Origin of the sequence: Legionella feeleii (assembly GCF_001467625.1) — a bacterium.
Classification (GTDB): domain Bacteria; phylum Pseudomonadota; class Gammaproteobacteria; order Legionellales; family Legionellaceae; genus Tatlockia; species Tatlockia feeleii.
The window spans coordinates 368,774-386,040 of the sequence record NZ_LNYB01000085.1; the positions used below are offsets into that span (position 1 = coordinate 368,774).

Sequence of the window (17,267 nt, forward strand, 5' to 3'; positions counted from 1 at the left end):
AGTACAGCAAGTCCTTAGGCAAGGACTTGCCAGCTTAGTGAACAGTAGAACGAGCATCTTTCATAAAGAAAGCAAGAATAGTCACTAGAAGAAGGGAAAGTGGTAAAATTGATAAGGCAAGTTGATAATCCAAAACAGTATAGATATGTTCCCCATTTACAATCCGGCTATCACCAAATGTATCAAGCAATTTACCAACTAAGGGCTGAAATACTACTCCACCCAGGGTAACAATCATGTTAACTGCGGCAAAGACAGTACCTGATAACTTGGCGCCGCTATTTTCTTTTCCCATGATAAAAACAATAATTTCAGTCGCGCTGAATACCCCATATAAAAATAACAAAATATTTAACCAGGTATAGGATAAGCCAGGGTAATAAAGCACAAAACTAATACAAATCAGGGCCATTATTGCACCAACGACCAAGGGCAATACTCGTCGACCACTTCTGTCGGAAAGATAACCAGCTAGAGGCGCCCCTACAGCCCAACCAAGAAACATCGCAGAAATAGTCCTTGCAGCCTCAATTTTAGTCAAATGATGTGCTTGCTCCAAATAAGTTTTTCCCCACAACTCACCGAATACTGATAAAGAAGTATAAAGACAAGCGCCGACGAACCCGATTAACCACACCTGCGGGGAAGATAAGACATGCCATACATTCCCAAAAAATTCCGGCCATGCATAGCGATGGGTGGTATGCCCCTCGGGACCGTCTCGTACAACAAAGAAGATGATGACAGTGAGCACAGCACCAATAGTGACCATGAGGGATAAAACATGATACCACCCCATCGCCAAAGAGATATCAGTAATTTTCATTTCGCCATATACCAGGCCCAACATACCTAATGTCGTAATTAAGCCGGCGACCAATGAAAAATAACGGCGCGGCAACCAGTGCATTGCAAGCGATAAAACGCCGACAAAAGCAAAGGAAGAACCGAAGCCTACTAAGAAACGCCCGCCTCCCGCGATGAGCATTGAGGAGGTATCTGTAAACATCCACGAACCAAGTGCACAACAGAGACAGGCAAAAGTTAATAATCGTCGTGGACCAAAACGATCCATCAACATTCCCACCGGCAATTGCATGGGGGAATAGGCAAAATAATAAAATGCTGATAATTGCCCGAATGTAGTTGCGGAAATGTGACCAAAAGCAGCACTTAGCTCACTTTGCAAGGCTCCAGGTATGATTCGTAAGACGAATTCATAACAATAGAAAAAAGCCCCTACTGCACAGATTAAACTGCCAAGCAGGGCTTGGTGTCGAGTTATAGGTTTAGTTATCTGCATTAGCATAAGTTTCCTTCAAAAAGAAGGTTAAAATGGCAGCAATGATTATGCCGATTGGAATAATTGATAAAGCAAATTGATAATCATCTGCTGTATACAATTGTTGTAATTTATCCACAGACACCTCTTGTAAAGGCAGACTGGCCATGTGAGTAGATAAACTGAAATCCAGTAAACGCCCGACTAGAGGTTGCAAAAACATCGCCCCCAACATCACAATCATATTAGTCATGGCCATTGCTGTCCCGGCCGCCTCGTTGGGACTTAATTCACGGCCTACGGCAAAAACGATACACTGTGCGCTATACAACAGCCCCAGAAGAAACATTAACGCGCCAATATGTGATTCTGTCAGGCCTGGCATATACAGAACGATCATCATCACAATTCCTGCACCTGCCGCACCAAATAACATAGGTGGTTTACGACGCTTTAATTTATCCGATAGATAGCCCATCAAGGGTGCACCGATTGTAAATCCTAAAAATAATAGTGAATTGGCAAAATCTGCACTTGCTTGCGACAAGCCATGCGCATGCTTCAAATAAGGAATTCCCCACAACTCAGCAAAAACCGTTGTTGGCAAATACACTAAACAGCCGAACATACCGTTAATCCATATTTGGCTATTTTTAGCAATAAGTCCTAAATCGATCATGCTCTTTTTAAAATTCTCTACTGTACCGCTGCGTCGTTGATGGCTTTTCTTATCTCGGATACCAAACCATAAAATAATGGCTAAACCAATACCAAAATAAGCGGTTAAATTGACTGTCTCACGCCAACCTACGTTTATAACCAGAGTACCCAGCAAATTATCACCGATCATCGCACCAATCGTACCCAGGGCAGCAGCCAAACCAGAAACCATTGCCAGCTTATTTTCAGGCAACCATATTGTGGCAAGTTTTAATACACCAACGAAAGCGAAAGCAGAACCAAAGCCGACCAGAAAACGTCCAGTCGCCGCTATCCAGAATACGGTCGTACCTGCAAAGATAAACGTTCCTACAACACAGATAAGGCAAGCGATGGTTATCAAAAGCCTCGGGCCATAACGATCGAGGAGCACACCAACCGGTATCTGTAAAGGAACATAGGCATAGTAATAAAATGCCGAAAGCAAGCCAAACCCGGTAGCAGACAAATTAAAGTGTTCACGTAGGGCAGGCTCCATGACACTGGGAGAAATTCGCAAAAAGTATTCATAACTGTAATAAACGGCGCCAAGACCACAAATTAACCAGGCAGCCAACAAATATTTTTTATCATTCTTCATTCGGAAATGGACTCCTTCATTAATTGGTTAGGCATGACGCCTCAGTAAATTAATACTTTTCAGCAAGATCAACCCGGCTGACACCGCTTGCGATAGCAGCCTTTGCCACAGCAAACGCAACTCGTTCCTTCAGGCGGGGATCAATAGGTTTTGGGATGATATAATGCGGGCCAAAATCCCAATTGACTACACCGGGATAATTGTCTTTGACAACTTGGGGAACAGGCTCTTGCGCCAGTTGGCGAATCGCTTCAACAGCTGCAATCTGCATTGATTGATTGATACAGGTCGCACGAACATCTAAAGCACCACGGAAGATGTACGGAAAGCAAAGTACATTATTAACCTGGTTAGGGAAATCGCTTCTGCCAGTTGCAATAATTAAATCGTCACGAACCTGATGGGCAATTTCAGGTCTAATTTCTGGATCTGGATTGGACAAAGCAAAAATGACTGGTTTAGGTGCCATCAATTGCAGAAGCTCTGCACTCAGTAAATCAGGCTTCGCTACACCTATAAATACATCTGCATCCACCAAAGCATCAGCCAGCGTACGTCGTGGGGTAGTACGTGCAAAAGCAAACTTATAAGGGTTTAAGTCTTCTCGCCCTGTATGGATTACACCTTTCGTATCTAAAAGCAACATTTTTTCTTTATCAGCGCCAAGAGCAACGAGTAAACGCATAGACGCTAAACCAGCTGCACCGGCTCCGATACACACAATGTTTGCTTCAGAAAGCTTCTTTCCCTGTAAATCCAGGGCATTCAACAAACCAGCCGCAACAACAATTGCGGTACCATGCTGATCGTCATGAAAGACAGGAATATCCAATTGTTCTATCAACGCTTGTTCGATTTCAAAACATTCAGGCGCTTTGATATCTTCCAGGTTAATACCACCAAAAGTTGGGGAAATACGTTTTGCAGTAGCAATAAAAGCTTGAGGATTTTCTGCGGCGACTTCAATATCAAACACATCGATATCTGCAAAACGTTTAAATAAAACCGCCTTCCCTTCCATGACTGGCTTAGCGGCTAATGGACCAACATCACCTAACCCAAGTACTGCCGTACCATTGGTCATCACGGCCACTAAATTCCCTTTGGTTGTATAACGATAGGCATCTTCAGGGTTCTCTGCAATAGCGAGTACTGGTTTAGCTACACCTGGCGTATAAGCAAGCGACAAATCATCTTGTGAATTCGTTGGCTTGGTCACATGCACACCTAGTTTTCCCGGAGTGGGGAATTCATGGTAGTGCAGAGCACGCTGCTTCAATACATCTTTATCCAAAGTACGTCCCCTCTTTTCAAACAACCCGGCGAAAAATCATATAGAAAAATGCTAGGGATGAATAGTCATTTTGAAAAAAAAAGGCGCAATTTCATTGCGCCCAAATACTTTTTTAACTCTGCAACAACGATTACGCGCTCTTCTTTTTCTGATAACGATCGCGGAATTTCTGTACACGACCGCCAGTATCAACTAATTTTTGCTTTCCAGTATAAAATGGATGGCATTGGGCGCAAACCTCGATAGTCAGATCACGACCCAAGGTTGAACCTGTTTCAAAGGTGTGGCCACAACTGCAGGTCACATTAATCGTTTTATAATCAGGATGAATTGAGGCTTTCATAATACCACTCTCTTTGTTTTCAAAACGAGTATCGCCACCTGAACCGCTGTCAAGCACCATACTCTCTATAAATGACGCGCAACATTACCAGAAATACTATTATAGATCAATTTTTTCCCGCTGGTAAAAGACGTCCTTCCTCAAAAAAAGTTACTTTGCCCGTTTTAATATCATGCAATCCAGCAACAATGCCTACCTCGCCCTTGGCTAATAACTCTTTAATAATAGGGCTTTGCTCTTGAATTTGTTTGACTACGTGCAAAGCATTGTTTTTAGCAATGGCATCGACTAATTCAGCTTTATCACAATCCTGAGTGCCCAGGTCTTTTTCTGTAGGTGCGACTACCGGTTTGATCTTCGCCAGAACATGGTCCAAATGCCCTAAATTAACATTATGGCAAGCACCCGCTACAGCCCCACAGGAAGTATGCCCAAGAACAACAATCAAACGTGAGCCAACGGCCTTGGTAGCGAATTCCAAACTACCCAAAATATCTTCATTCAAAACATTGCCTGCTACACGTAAAGTAAATAAATCAGCCAGTCCTTGATCAAAAAATAATTCTGGAACGCTACGTGAATCCATGCAATTCAGCACCACAGCCCAAGGAAATTGGCCATAAGAAGCTTGCTTTGCCTGGGCAAGATAATTACGTTGACGCATATTGTTAGTTAGGAAGCGTTGATTACCTTCTTTCAAACGCAGCAAAGCCTCCTTGGGAGACATCGCTTGCTGTGTAGTTGCCGATGTTACTTTTTTTTGCATCATCAACGCTTCTTCAGCGGATTTAGCGGCCCAAACCCCGGTGCTCAATAGAAAAACTGCACTAGCTAAAAGCCCTGTCCTAATATTCATTGTTACGTCCTTATACGAATTATGGTTATCAACAGTACAAACGGTAACTAGTTTACAATGAAACTGCCATTAAATACGATCATTAATCTCAACCCAAACTGGCGCATGATCAGAAGGGCGCTCTGCTTTACGAGGCTCTTTATCAATACCTGCCTGCATACAGAGGGCCTTTAGTGCTTCACTCAGCAGGATATGATCAATACGTAATCCCCGATTGCGCCTAAAAGCAGCTGCGCGATAATCCCACCAGCTAAAGGCTTGCTCTTCCTGCGGAAAATAACGGAAACTGTCCGTTAAGCCTAAATTTAATAAAGTAGTAAACGCTTCTCGCTCCAGAGGACTGACTAATACCTGCCCTACCCATTCCAATGGATCGTGCACATCCTTATCTTCAGGGGCAATATTAAAATCACCGACAACAGCAAGCTTTGGATAAAGTAGCATTTGTTCCTTAATAAATGCCGTCACTTTTTCCAGCCAATCAAGCTTATAACGATATTTCTCTGAAGTTAACTCGGATCCATTCGGTACGTAAAGATTGATAAGACGAAGTTCTCCTATCGTCGCTGCTAAAATTCGACGTTGGGGATCAATTAAATTTGGAATATCGGTAATCACATCGTTCAGGGGATAACGGCTGATAATCGCAACACCGTTATAGGTTTTTTGCCCAGCATAAACAACCTCATAGCCACACTCAGTAAACGCTTCTTTGGGGAAGCTTTCATCAACCAATTTAATTTCCTGCAAAGCCAAGATATCGATCGCTGATGAAGCAAGCCAAGTTAAAACCTGATCTAACCGAATTTTCAGCGAATTGACATTCCAACTGGCAAGCTTAATCACACCAATCCCCCTTATATTCGATAATCAAGGGAGCATGATCAGACCAGCGTACTTCACGAGCAACACTGACCTTACTGACACTATCGATTAAACCAGGCGTAATGACTTGATAATCAATCCGCCACCCGATGTTTTTATCCCAAGCCCCGCGACTGCGGTAGGACCACCATGTATATTGTTCTTCTTCTTGATTTAATACTCGAAAAGCATCTACAAATCCTAAAGCTCCAAAAAGATGATCCATCCACTCACGTTCTTCAGGCAGAAAACCAGAATTTTTTTGGTTACCGCGCCAATTTTTTAAATCAATTTTTTTATGAGCGATATTGTAATCACCACACAGAATCAGTTCACGGCCTTCATTTTTCAGGATTTTCAGATGATTGGCAAAACGCTCTAAAAAATCATATTTCACAGCTTGTCGGCCTTCTCCACTCGTTCCCGACGGCAGATAAAGGGAAATCACACTTAAACGCGGGTAATCAAATTGAATATAACGGCCTTCAGTATCACAATAATCGAAACCTAAACCCTTTATTACTTTTAAAGGCTTATGACGAGCATAGATTGCCACGCCGCTGTAACCTTTTTTCTGGGCATCATAATATTCACAAAAATAATCACGTGGATAATACAGTTCTTCTGGCAACAACTGTGATACCTGGGCTTTTGTTTCCTGAAGGCAAACAAAATCAGCATTCTGGGTAGCTAGCCAGTCATAAAATCCGTTCCGAGCTGCCGCTCGAACCCCATTGGCATTAAAACTGATTATTTTCACGTGTTAATCACCGATAAAAATTAGTGACCTTACTTAGGTCTTGGTTAGAATCATACATTTAAATTGCTGCCTTCTTTTTCAGGCTCATAGCAATCTCTCCTAAACGCTTACCCAACTGTTTTGCCAGTATAATTTCATCCTGGCTCAACGAAGTGACATTGCTAAGGCCTGAAACATGGGTAACACCATAAGGAGTACCACCCGTTTGAGTACTACTCAGAGTCGGTTCAGTATAAGGTAAACCTAGCAGTAACATGCCGTGATGGAATAACGGTAACATCATACTGGTTAGGGTAGTTTCCTGTCCACCATGCATCGAGGTTGAAGAAGAGAAGACACAAGCTGGCTTACCCACTAAATCACCGGTGAGCCACAAAGGGGTCGTGCTATCTAAAAAATATTTCAGGGGAGCCGCCATATTACCAAAACGAGTCGGACTTCCTAGAGCCAGTCCTTGGCAATGACGCAAATCATCCAGTGTCGCATAAGGTGCTCCAGTATCAGGCACAGACTTATCCACTGCCTCGCAAGTAGCGGAGACAGGGGGTACTGTTCTTAATCTGGCTTCTATTCCAGTAACGCTTTCCACACCTCGAGCAAGGTATTGGGCAAGTTGAGCTGTCGCACCAGTGCGAGAATAATAAAGCACCAGAATATAAGGTTTAATCATTAAGCAGCTCCAAAATTTTCTCCGGTGGACGAGCAATCAGCATCTGTAGACCCAAAATAACGATGGGTCTTTGTAAAAGTTGTGGGTGGTCAATAATCGCCTGAATGATGGTTTCTTCATCAGCCTCGGCCAAACGTTGCTCCTTATAGACGGCTTCATTACTGCGTACTATGGCAGCCAATCCTAATTTGGCGGCAAAGCTACGTACGATCTCCGCAGACAACGACTGATGCATATAATCAACAATTTTAAGGGGCACTGCAGCTTCTTGAAGTAGCTGTAAACAAGCACGCGATTTCGAGCAGCGTGGATTATGGTAGATTGTATACATGCCTCAATCCTCAATAAAAAGACTGAGTATAACAAAGATCATTTTATCGTCCATAAAGTGAATTAAGATGATTTAATTAAAATCATGGTGAATATACATGAGTCTTAATGTATAATGACTACCCCCTTTTAAAATCATGTGAGACTGGTATGTCACAGCCTTTGATCAATATATCACGTCAACAGGCGCTTTATTTTGCCAGTTTCCTGGTTCTTTACCAGTTTCTGGTCTACATAGCTAACGATATGATTATGCCTGGCATGATTCAGGTTACTACCTCCTTCCATGCTCCGGAGTCGGCTATAGCGACTTCATTAACGGTCTATGTACTGGGCGGTGCAAGTCTGCAATTATTTTTAGGACCGGTTTCAGACCGTTTTGGCCGCAGACCTGTCATGCTGTCTGGTGCATTCATTTTCCTTTTTTTTACTCTGCTGATTGCCTGCTCGAATTCAATGGAACAATTTTTACTCGCTCGCTACTTTCAAGGCATGGGTTTATGTTTTATTGCAGTTATTGGCTATGCCACTTTACAAGAAATCTTTGCTGAAATGGATGCTATTCGTTTAATTGCCATCCTTGCCAATGTGGCTTGTCTCGCCCCCTTGCTTGGGCCTTTAGCTGGAGCCAGCTTTATCCTGTATTTTGACTGGCGTGGTATTTTTGCCTTGATTGGCGTATTGGCACTACTTGCTCTTTGGGGAATATGGCGCTTTATGCCTGAACCTGTAGGCGCCATTAAAAAAGATGGTGAAAGAATTAAACCTGCTGCGTTAACACTGCGAGTAGTTGCGACTAATTACCTGCGGTTGTTACGGAATCCATCTTTCATGCTTGGTGCAATAGCCAATGGCTTATTGGCAATACCCTGCATAGCCTGGATTGCCCTCTCGCCAATTATTCTGGTGACTGACGCCCAATTAACAGTGGTCGAATATGCTCTATGGCAGTTACCCGTTTTCGCAGCAGAGATTTTAGGTAGTTGGTATCTGCGTAAATTAACGCACCGATGTTCAATTAAACACATTATTCTCTTAGGTTCAACGATAGCCATTTGTGGCCTTTTAGCGGCATGTTTGCTTCCCTTTACAAGTAATGGCAGTTTCTTATATTTCATGCCTGGGCTTCTTATCTACTCTTTTGGCCAAGGTGTAACTACCGCCCCTCTAATCAGGCGTACTCTTTTTGCAACACCTATCAGTAAAGGCACGGCTTATGCTTTGATAAGTATGGTAAGTATGTGTGCTCAAGCGCTAGGCGTTGAAGTAGCGAATAAGTTCTATTCGACACACAATAATAGCCACTTCGGTCTCTATTGTGCGATAGTGGGCGTACTTTACCTGATTACTTTATTGGGTGTATTTAGCTTCGCGCGACAACAAGATAATGAAGAGGGGTTAGCAACAACATAACATCATATTGATACAGGATCCCGTACAAATGCCAGGCATTTTACGAGATAATGTTCGTTGAGCGATCTAACATCGAACTCACGTTAATTAGCAATAACTAGGTTGCCCATGGATTGGAAAGAAAGAATAGCCAATAAATTTTATGAAGCTGAGCGTTTTATTCGTTTTGTGGCTCATCATTTTATCGATGATGATTGCACTTACCGTGCTTCCGCACTCGCTTTTGCCAGCCTGCTCGCTGTTGTTCCCCTTATGTCTGTTGGCTTGGCTATCCTTTCTTCCTTTCCAGTTTTTCAAGGGCTTGCGCAACCGACACAAGACTTTATTTTTGACAATTTTGTCCCTACTACCGGAAAGGTAGTACAAAATTATTTACAACAATTCGCAACCCAGGTCTCTAAATTGTCAGTCTGGGGGGTCGTGTTTCTCTTTGTTACAGCTATCCTGGTTATGGTAACCATTGAAGGTACCATGAATAAAATTTGGCGGGTTTCCTCACCAAGAAAAGGAGTAGCAGCCTTTCTCCTTTATTGGGCTATTTTATCCTTAGCACCACTCTTACTGGGTTTAAGTTTGGTCATCAGCTCTTACGTCATTTCAATTCCATTACTTAAAGATCATCATGCCCCTTTAATTTTGTTAAATGCAATTCCCTTTGTTATATCGTTGACTGGTTTTACCTTTTTATATGTCATCGTGCCTAATTGCACTGTTAAATTTCGTGATGGCCTCTGGGGAGGCGTTGTAGCAGCCTTATTATTTGAGTCTGCCAAGCAAGGTTTCGCTTACTATCTAACGCGCTACAACACTTATCAATTACTCTACGGGGCATTTGCCACCGTACCTATCTTTTTTATCTGGGTTTACTGGGTCTGGATTATTACCCTTTTAGGTGCGGAAATCAGTTATGCTCTCGCAGTACATCACCAACGACGCACGGGAAAAGCAATCGACGGATTTTCACATGCATTGCTGTGGCTTCATCAACTTTGGCACGCTCAAAGAAAAGGCAAAAGCCTGCCTTTGGACTCACTTGTCAACGCCAGTGCTCATCCTTTTGCAATTGATGTTGATGACATGGTAAAGATTCTGACCAGTCTGGAGTTGATTCATACTACAGCCGAAGGCTCTTTTATGCTAAGTCGCGATCTAAGTCAGCTGAGTTTATACAGCCTGAGCCAGTTACTTCCCTATCGCCTGCCTACACCAACAGAGGTCGAACATATTAAATCGGTGCACACTAATCATTGGCGGGCCATTTTTAAAAAAAATGACGAGGAACTGCAGAAGTGCCTCGCCATGGATTTAAATCAACTATTTAGTCAAAGTTGTGCGACTTAGCCTTCGTTAAGAGTCAGCCCTCTTTTCTGCAGCATCGTTTAATACTTCGTGAGCAACAAGAAGGGCTTGAGAAAACTCTGCAAAAACATTTTCTGTACCGACTAACTTGACAATGCCCGCTTTTTGCAACTTGGATTTTACCCGCGTATTTGCCCCAGTCAACATTACTCGAACTTGGCGCTTATGGAAATTAACAATGACCTCTTCTAAAGTCTGCAAGCCGGTAATATCAATAAAAGGAACCCAACGTAATCTAATAATTAACAGGCGCGGCTCGGTATGAGTACTAATGAGTGCCCGTTCAAAACTCTCTGCAGCCCCAAAGAAGAAAGGTCCTTCCACAGCATAGACTAAAAGCCCAGTAGGCAGAATATGGATACCATTAGTAGCGAACTCTTTTTGTAATTCCTGATCGCTAACTTGCTGCACTTCAACACTGGCAGCCATGCGTCGCAGAAAGTGGAACGTCGCTAAAATAACACCGATATTGACTGCAACCACCAAATCAACAAAAACAGTGACTCCAAAAGTCACTAATAGGATAAGCACATCCGCTCTTGGCGCTCGCTTAAGCATTTTGAAAAAATGAGGTGCCTCGCTCATATTCCATGCCACAACAAATAAAATAGCTGCTAGTGCGGCCAATGGAACATTTACTGCCAATGGTGCAAGAAACAGAATAATCAATACTAAGGTAACTACGTGAACTATACCCGCAAGAGGGCTATTTCCCCCATTACGAATATTGGTTGCCGTACGCGCAATCGCCCCTGTTGCAGCAAAACCACCAAACAAAGGAGCAGCGATATTAGCAATACCCTGGCCTATTAACTCTTGGTTAGAATTATGCCGAGTTCCGGCCATACCATCAGCAACCACAGCCGAAAGCAGTGATTCGATAGCACCAAGCATTGCAATAGTAAAAGCCGGGCCAAGTAACTCAATGAGACGATTAACCGTAACTGTCGGCCAATGTAAGGCAGGTAAGCCTTGAGGGATCCCACCAAATGTACTTCCTATGGTAGCTACCCCCTTAAAATGAAAATAGGATTGCAAACCTGTTGCAACCAGCAAAGCGACCAAAGGTCCAGGGACTCGTTTCAGACCCGGTAATTTGTATGAAAAACGTACCAGTAGTAAAGACAGTATTGCCAAGGCCGTAGTAGTTGGTTGCCATTGTGGGAATACTTGCAGCAAATGCCACAGCTTCTCATGAAAATGAACGCCTGACACGGCTGGCAGACCAAAAAAATCTTTCCACTGGCCTACCCAGATAATAACCGCAATACCTGCTGTAAAGCCAACAATGACTGGATCAGGGATAAATTTTATTACCGTACCAAGACGTGCCATACCCAGAAAGAGTAATATAAATCCTGCCATTAACGTCGCAATTTGCAACCCATCAATACCATATCGGGCAGTAATACTGGAAAGAATAACAATAAAGGCACCTGTTGGCCCTGCGATTTGTAAGCGGCTGCCTCCAAATGCGGAAACCAGAAGTCCAGCGACAATTGCTGTATAAATTCCCTGTTCCGGTTTAGTACCAGAAGCAATCGCAAAAGCCATTGCCAATGGTAGGGCCACAACACCCACAATAACGCCTGAAACAATGTTGGGTAGCCAGTTTTGTCGACGCAGCAACCCAGCTCGGTAAGCTTCTAATAAAGCAATCATGAGCACTCAACCTGTGATTCGAAAAATCGCCATTATAGTTCTTTTATTGTTTATTTTGCGACAAATTTCTCACAATTAAGCGTATTTTAATACATCAGACTCTTTCAAAAATCGCTGTCAGAGCTGTGCGAAGAGAAACAGTGCGCAGAACCGCCATGTGCATAGTCAAAGAGACTCTCCAAGCCAAAAGGCCTCTTTTCCTTTGGATTAGCTGTGAGGTAAATCTGAAGGTGCGGAAGTATCACTCAGCGTAGCAATCATTCGCCTGATACCCAGTTCGCCTGTTATTTTTTGACTGACAATTAAATTAATATTCACTAATTGAACTACCTTGCCTTTATCGCTTTGATAGAGAACTTTTAAGGGTAACGCGATTTTCCATTGATTGCCTTTGGCTTCAAGCAATTGAGCACGTCTGGCAATTTCACTGCTCATAGTTAACTGAAGCGTTTTAATGGCTTCAATATTACCTGACTTATTCATTGCAGTCTGAAATTCAACCCACCCTTTTTTGGTGAAACAGGCTTGTAATCGCTGTAATTGGGTATCAATGAGTTCCGAATTAAAATTAAAAGATTGCATTGCTGCATATTCTGCCCATCTTAAAACAAGTGCCTGATCAATGCTGGTAGTCCCAGCAGGAGTTTTATAATCACAGTTGATAACATCGCTTTGTGCAGCAATGGTGGATTGAAGGGTTGGAGGATTTTGCAGCACTACCTGAGGTAGTTGCTGTGGAATAGAGGGTTGAGCTTGCTGCATTGGATTATTTTCTTGTATTTTTTGCATCGCCTCTGCCGCTTGATTAATCCTGGCCGTACTTGTGTCAGCATTGGGTGAAGCAGCGCCCATAGTTGGGTGTACAGAAGGGCCACTCGCTGAAACAATCCTTGGCCTGGAGTCATTAGCAGTAATTGTCCAACCTATTGTCACCTGTAATTGCGTTACTTTATTTTTATTATTTGCATCAGCAAGGTTTAAAGGAAAAGTGATTTTCCACTGATCGTTATCAGTAGCTGTAAGACGCGCCGCCTCATACAGGGGACTATTCATGGCGGTTTTTTGTGTACTACTTGCCTGAATGCTATCAGATTTCTGTGCTGCAGTTCTAACCTCTCCATTTTCTGCATACCACGAATGTAACTCTTGGACAGGTGTATCTAAAAATTTATATTTAAAATTAAACGACTGGATCAAAGCCTGATTTAATCCAAATAAAATAAAGTTTTGATTCATTTGGGTAATTTCGGCAAGCGTTTTATAACCAAAATTGCTATTAGGCTCTTCTTGATGTTGAGCAATTGGCATTCGCTGTATTGCTTGGGCTCTTTGTGGAAATGGAGAGGGCGGCAGTTGAGCGATATGTCCTAACTGTCTTTGCTGGGCAGTGGTCGTTGGAGCCCTTAGTCCAATCCGCTGAGGGAATAGGGACGTAAAAAAAGAAGTCATGCTTTTTTGTACGGTATTTAAAGCCTCTACTTTTTTCTTAGCCACAATCTGGTACATATCTCCCACGGCTTCATCCACCGACGTTGATTTTAGAGAGATAGGAGCAAACCGTGGTGTGGCAATCATCTGCATGATTCCGAGATTACCGTTTATTTTTCGACCTACCGTTAAATAAATATTAAGGAAATGAGTAACTCTTTCCTCATTGCTTTGATAAACAACCTTTAGAGGTACATTCATTTTCCATAAGTAATCTTTGAATTCGATGAGTTGTGCCTGGCCATCTATCTGACTACTCACGGCCAGGTTTTGCGTTTTAATGACATCCACATTACCAGAACTCTGCAATGCGCTCTTAAATTTAACCCAACCACTTTCAGTATAACAAGCTTGTAATTTTTCCAATTGGGTATCGATGGATGCAAAATTAAAATCAAACGATTGCCTAACAGCTTGCTGGGCCCAATTGATGACAAACTCTAAAGAAATACTTGAAATTTCAACTGGGATTCTATAATCACAATTAATAGTATCTGCTTGCTGATGTTGTTCAGGGAATAAGCGTTGCGTATTTTGCTCTTCTTGCGGCTGCGGCAAAGCAAAGGAATGGGCCTCCTGTACTGCACCATTTTCTTGTTTTGGCGGCGTTAATCCTGACTGCAAGGATTGTTTTATGACAGAACCCCTACCTATCAATATGGCTGTAGAAGGATCGGGATATTGCATAGCCTGCGCTTCAATACAGATTAAGTTAACGAGTGCACCATAAAGAATATTTTTTTTCATGGAACAATTTTATTAATAAGTATCTGACCATTCTGTGATAATCACGGGTTTTCGTCTATAGACTTAGAACCATAGCCAATGGCATAGCGCAAGATTTAAAAAATAATCATTTAAATTCACATGGTTATGATTAAGTATTTTTTTAGTACGCTGCCAGAAAAAGGCCACCTGTTTTGGCATTCTGGATATTTTAAATGCTTATTAGAAATAAAAATTGCTTTTATTGAACCGATGAAACAATGGGGGGGAAAAATCGGAAATCCATTGCGCTTCTTTCGAAATTTGCTGCCATCAGAGAATTGCCAGGAGAACGGCGCGCAGAACCTCTATGTACATGTCAGTACATGAGGATTCGGGCACCGTATCGACCAAGCTATTCTAAGGGACAATAGCGTTTCAACCCTCCGCACAGCCTGGTCACAGAGGGTAACTCCGGCTTATAAAATATAGCGAGCCAAATCTTCATCAGCCACCAATTTGCCTAAATGTTTCTCCACATAGGCAGCATCAACATGGACAGATTCACCCCCTTTATCCGTTGCCTCAAAAGAAACAACCTCCAATAAACGCTCCATAACGGTATACAATCGACGAGCCCCAATGTTTTCGGTGCGTTCATTGACTCGCCAGGCTACCTCCGCAATACGACGTATACCGGTTTCATCAAAGCTTAATTGCAAGCCTTCAGTCGCCATGAGTGCAGCGTATTGCTCTGTCAATGAAGCACTAGGTTCCGTGAGGATACGAACAAAATCATCGACACTTAATGCAGCTAATTCTACCCGAATTGGTAAGCGCCCCTGCAATTCAGCGATTAAATCAGAAGGTTTCGCCACATGAAAAGCGCCTGAGGCAATAAATAAAATATGATCTGACTTTACCATACCGTATTTAGTCGATACTGTGCAGCCCTCTACCAACGGTAATAAATCACGCTGCACACCCTCACGCGATACATCACCACCACCCTGCTCAGCTCGTTTAGCAACTTTATCCAATTCATCAATAAAGACAATGCCATGTTGCTCAACATTTTCAATAGCACGCGTTTTAATATCTTCTTCATTGATTAATTTAGCCGCTTCTTCCTCACGCAAGATCTTCATTGCTTTGGCAATTGTTAATTTACGTGTTTTTGTACGGCCTGTGCCCACCTGCTGAAACATTGCCTGTAACTGGCTGGTCATTTCTTCCATACCAGGTGGTGCCATGATTTCTACGCCAACGGGTGTTGCTGATAACTCGATTTCAATTTCATTGTCATCAAGTGCTCCTTCACGTAATTGCTTACGGAAAACCTGGCGAGTTGATGATTCATTTTCACTGGTAATTACAGCCCCTCTAGCCGGAGGCAATAAAACATTCAAGATGCGCTCTTCGGCAGCATCCTCAGCAAGATTCTCCACTTTCTTCATGGCCGATTCGCGCTCTTGTTTGATAGCAATATCCGTCAAATCACGAAGGATAGAATCAACATCTCGTCCGACATAACCAACTTCGGTAAATTTAGTCGCCTCTACTTTAATGAAAGGCGCCTGGGCTAATTTTGCCAGGCGTCTGGCAATTTCTGTTTTACCAACACCTGTTGGCCCAATCATCAAAATATTCTTGGGCATTATTTCGTTACGTAACACAGGATCTTTGATTTGCATGCGTCGCCAACGGTTACGTAGAGCAATCGCTACAGCGCGTTTCGCTTCATCCTGACCAATAATGTGCTTGTCTAATTCTTGCACTATCTCACGGGGAGTCATTATCATTGTATTATTCACTAGTCACTATCCAATTCTTCAATGGTTAAATTGTGGTTGGTGTATATGCATATATCACCAGCAATTGATAAACTTTTACGGACAATCTCTGACGCTGACAATTTAGTATTTTCCAACAGTGCTCGAGCCGCCGCCTGGGCAAATGGGCCACCAGAACCAATAGCAATCAATCCTTCCTCTGGCTCAATGACATCACCATTTCCGGTAATAATTAAAGAGGCTTTACTGTCTGCTACTGCTAACAATGCCTCCAAACGACGTAAGATTTTGTCTGTTCGCCAATCTTTGGCAAGCTCAACAGCAGCACGTACCAAATGTCCCTGGTGCATCTCCAGTTTGCGCTCGAAACGCTCAAAAAGGGTGAACGCGTCAGCAGTCCCACCAGCAAAACCGGCAATTACTTTATCTTTATAAAGTCGTCTGACTTTGCGGGCATTGCCTTTCATCACGGTGTTCCCCATAGTGACTTGGCCATCACCCCCGATAACCACTTTACTGCCCCGTCTGACAGACAGGACGGTTGTACCACGATATTGTTCCAAGATACATCCTCATTACAGGTCGAAAAACCTAAAATGGGGATGCAAAAAAAAAAATCAATAGAGGGTGTGAATTATTTTTCTCTTTCTTTAGGCATAACAGATGAGAATATTTAGCTGGCGGGACAACATTTCCTGCAAAGACCTTTCAATTCAATAGCATCCTGACCTAAATGGAAATGGTTCTCCGCAGATAATTTTTGTACCAGGGCACGTAGCGTTTTATCGTACACCTCATGAACCTGATGGCAATCATGACACACCATTAATACCTCGGTAGGTAGCTGTTTTTCAGGCTGATGGCAAAGTGTATACGATTGGATAGATTCAATTTTATGTACTACACCCGATTCAACAAAATAATCAAGTACACGATACACTGCGGGAGGCTTGGAGCTTTGCTTGCTTTGTAATAATTTATCGAGAATTTCATACGCTTTTAATGGCTTTTCTGCACTCCATAAAAGGAACAAAACACTCTTGCGTAAAGAAGTGAATTTCAATTCAATCGCGGTACAATAATCTAGAAAGGGGACTGGATAACTCATGTCTTTTGCTTCTTTAGCCCCTCAATTATAAAGTTAACTC

At 42.7% G+C, this 17,267-nt stretch carries 16 protein-coding genes; 2 read left to right on the forward strand and 14 right to left on the reverse strand.

The window, feature by feature from the left end; translation table 11 throughout:
- Nucleotides 1-34 precede the first annotated feature (34 nt).
- The 9 genes from Lfee_RS13990 to arsC all read right to left on the reverse strand — a co-directional run bounded on the left by Lfee_RS13990 (nt 35) and on the right by arsC (nt 7,700).
- On the reverse strand, nt 35-1,303 hold the full coding sequence (locus tag Lfee_RS13990) for an MFS transporter (protein WP_058447607.1): 1,269 nt from the start codon (nt 1,301-1,303) through the stop codon (nt 35-37).
- Nucleotides 1,290-2,582, reverse strand: coding sequence for an MFS transporter (locus Lfee_RS13995; protein ID WP_058447608.1), 1,293 nt, complete (start codon nt 2,580-2,582; stop codon nt 1,290-1,292). The genes Lfee_RS13990 and Lfee_RS13995 overlap by 14 nt, the downstream gene beginning before the upstream one ends.
- A gap of 49 nt (nt 2,583-2,631) precedes the next feature.
- Nucleotides 2,632-3,876 carry a malic enzyme-like NAD(P)-binding protein gene (locus Lfee_RS14000; protein ID WP_058447609.1) on the reverse strand — a complete coding sequence of 415 codons (1,245 nt, stop codon included), beginning with the start codon at nt 3,874-3,876 and terminating at the stop codon, nt 2,632-2,634.
- Nucleotides 3,877-4,006: 130 nt separating this feature from the next.
- Complete coding sequence (rpmE, locus tag Lfee_RS14005; protein WP_058448036.1) at nt 4,007-4,219, reverse strand: 50S ribosomal protein L31; 213 nt, start codon at nt 4,217-4,219, stop codon at nt 4,007-4,009.
- A gap of 106 nt (nt 4,220-4,325) precedes the next feature.
- Nucleotides 4,326-5,075 (reverse strand): carbonic anhydrase, encoded by a 750-nt coding sequence (locus Lfee_RS14010; protein WP_058447610.1) that lies wholly within the window; start codon nt 5,073-5,075, stop codon nt 4,326-4,328.
- A gap of 69 nt (nt 5,076-5,144) precedes the next feature.
- On the reverse strand, nt 5,145-5,921 hold the full coding sequence (gene xth / locus Lfee_RS14015; protein WP_058447611.1) for an exodeoxyribonuclease III: 777 nt from the start codon (nt 5,919-5,921) through the stop codon (nt 5,145-5,147).
- Nucleotides 5,914-6,699, reverse strand: a complete 786-nt coding sequence (locus Lfee_RS14020; protein ID WP_058447612.1) for an exodeoxyribonuclease III — start codon at nt 6,697-6,699, stop codon at nt 5,914-5,916. The genes xth and Lfee_RS14020 overlap by 8 nt, the downstream gene beginning before the upstream one ends.
- Before the next feature lie 58 nt (nt 6,700-6,757).
- Nucleotides 6,758-7,369 (reverse strand): NAD(P)H:quinone oxidoreductase, encoded by a 612-nt coding sequence (gene wrbA, locus Lfee_RS14025; RefSeq protein ID WP_058447613.1) that lies wholly within the window; start codon nt 7,367-7,369, stop codon nt 6,758-6,760.
- A complete protein-coding gene (gene arsC / locus Lfee_RS14030) occupies nt 7,362-7,700 on the reverse strand; it encodes an arsenate reductase (glutaredoxin) (protein WP_058447614.1) in 339 nt (112 codons plus the stop codon). Before arsC ends, wrbA begins: the two co-directional genes overlap by 8 nt.
- A 149-nt stretch (nt 7,701-7,849) precedes the next feature.
- On the opposite strand from arsC, the gene Lfee_RS14035 reads away from it, so the two are divergent.
- Together Lfee_RS14035 and Lfee_RS14040 are read left to right on the forward strand one after the other, a co-directional pair.
- Nucleotides 7,850-9,112: an MFS transporter gene (locus Lfee_RS14035; protein ID WP_058448037.1), complete on the forward strand. Its 1,263-nt coding sequence runs from the start codon at nt 7,850-7,852 to the stop codon at nt 9,110-9,112.
- A 108-nt stretch (nt 9,113-9,220) separates the two neighbouring features.
- Nucleotides 9,221-10,453 (forward strand): YihY family inner membrane protein, encoded by a 1,233-nt coding sequence (locus tag Lfee_RS14040; protein ID WP_058447615.1) that lies wholly within the window; start codon nt 9,221-9,223, stop codon nt 10,451-10,453.
- Nucleotides 10,454-10,459: 6 nt separating this feature from the next.
- On the opposite strand, the gene Lfee_RS14045 is transcribed toward Lfee_RS14040, so the two are convergent.
- The 5 genes from Lfee_RS14045 to Lfee_RS14070 form a co-directional block, all read right to left on the reverse strand.
- A complete protein-coding gene (locus tag Lfee_RS14045) occupies nt 10,460-12,133 on the reverse strand; it encodes a SulP family inorganic anion transporter (protein ID WP_058447616.1) in 1,674 nt (557 codons plus the stop codon).
- 207 nt (nt 12,134-12,340) lie between these two features.
- Entirely contained in the window at nt 12,341-14,368 is a 2,028-nt protein-coding gene (locus tag Lfee_RS14050; RefSeq protein WP_058447617.1) for a DotI/IcmL family type IV secretion protein, read from the reverse strand.
- A gap of 437 nt (nt 14,369-14,805) precedes the next feature.
- A complete protein-coding gene (gene hslU, locus Lfee_RS14060; protein WP_172606866.1) occupies nt 14,806-16,128 on the reverse strand; it encodes an ATP-dependent protease ATPase subunit HslU in 1,323 nt (440 codons plus the stop codon).
- An 11-nt stretch (nt 16,129-16,139) separates the two neighbouring features.
- Nucleotides 16,140-16,682: an ATP-dependent protease subunit HslV gene (hslV, locus tag Lfee_RS14065; protein ID WP_058447619.1), complete on the reverse strand. Its 543-nt coding sequence runs from the start codon at nt 16,680-16,682 to the stop codon at nt 16,140-16,142.
- A 110-nt stretch (nt 16,683-16,792) separates the two neighbouring features.
- Nucleotides 16,793-17,227 (reverse strand): transcriptional repressor, encoded by a 435-nt coding sequence (locus Lfee_RS14070; RefSeq protein WP_058447620.1) that lies wholly within the window; start codon nt 17,225-17,227, stop codon nt 16,793-16,795.
- Nucleotides 17,228-17,267 lie beyond the last annotated feature (40 nt).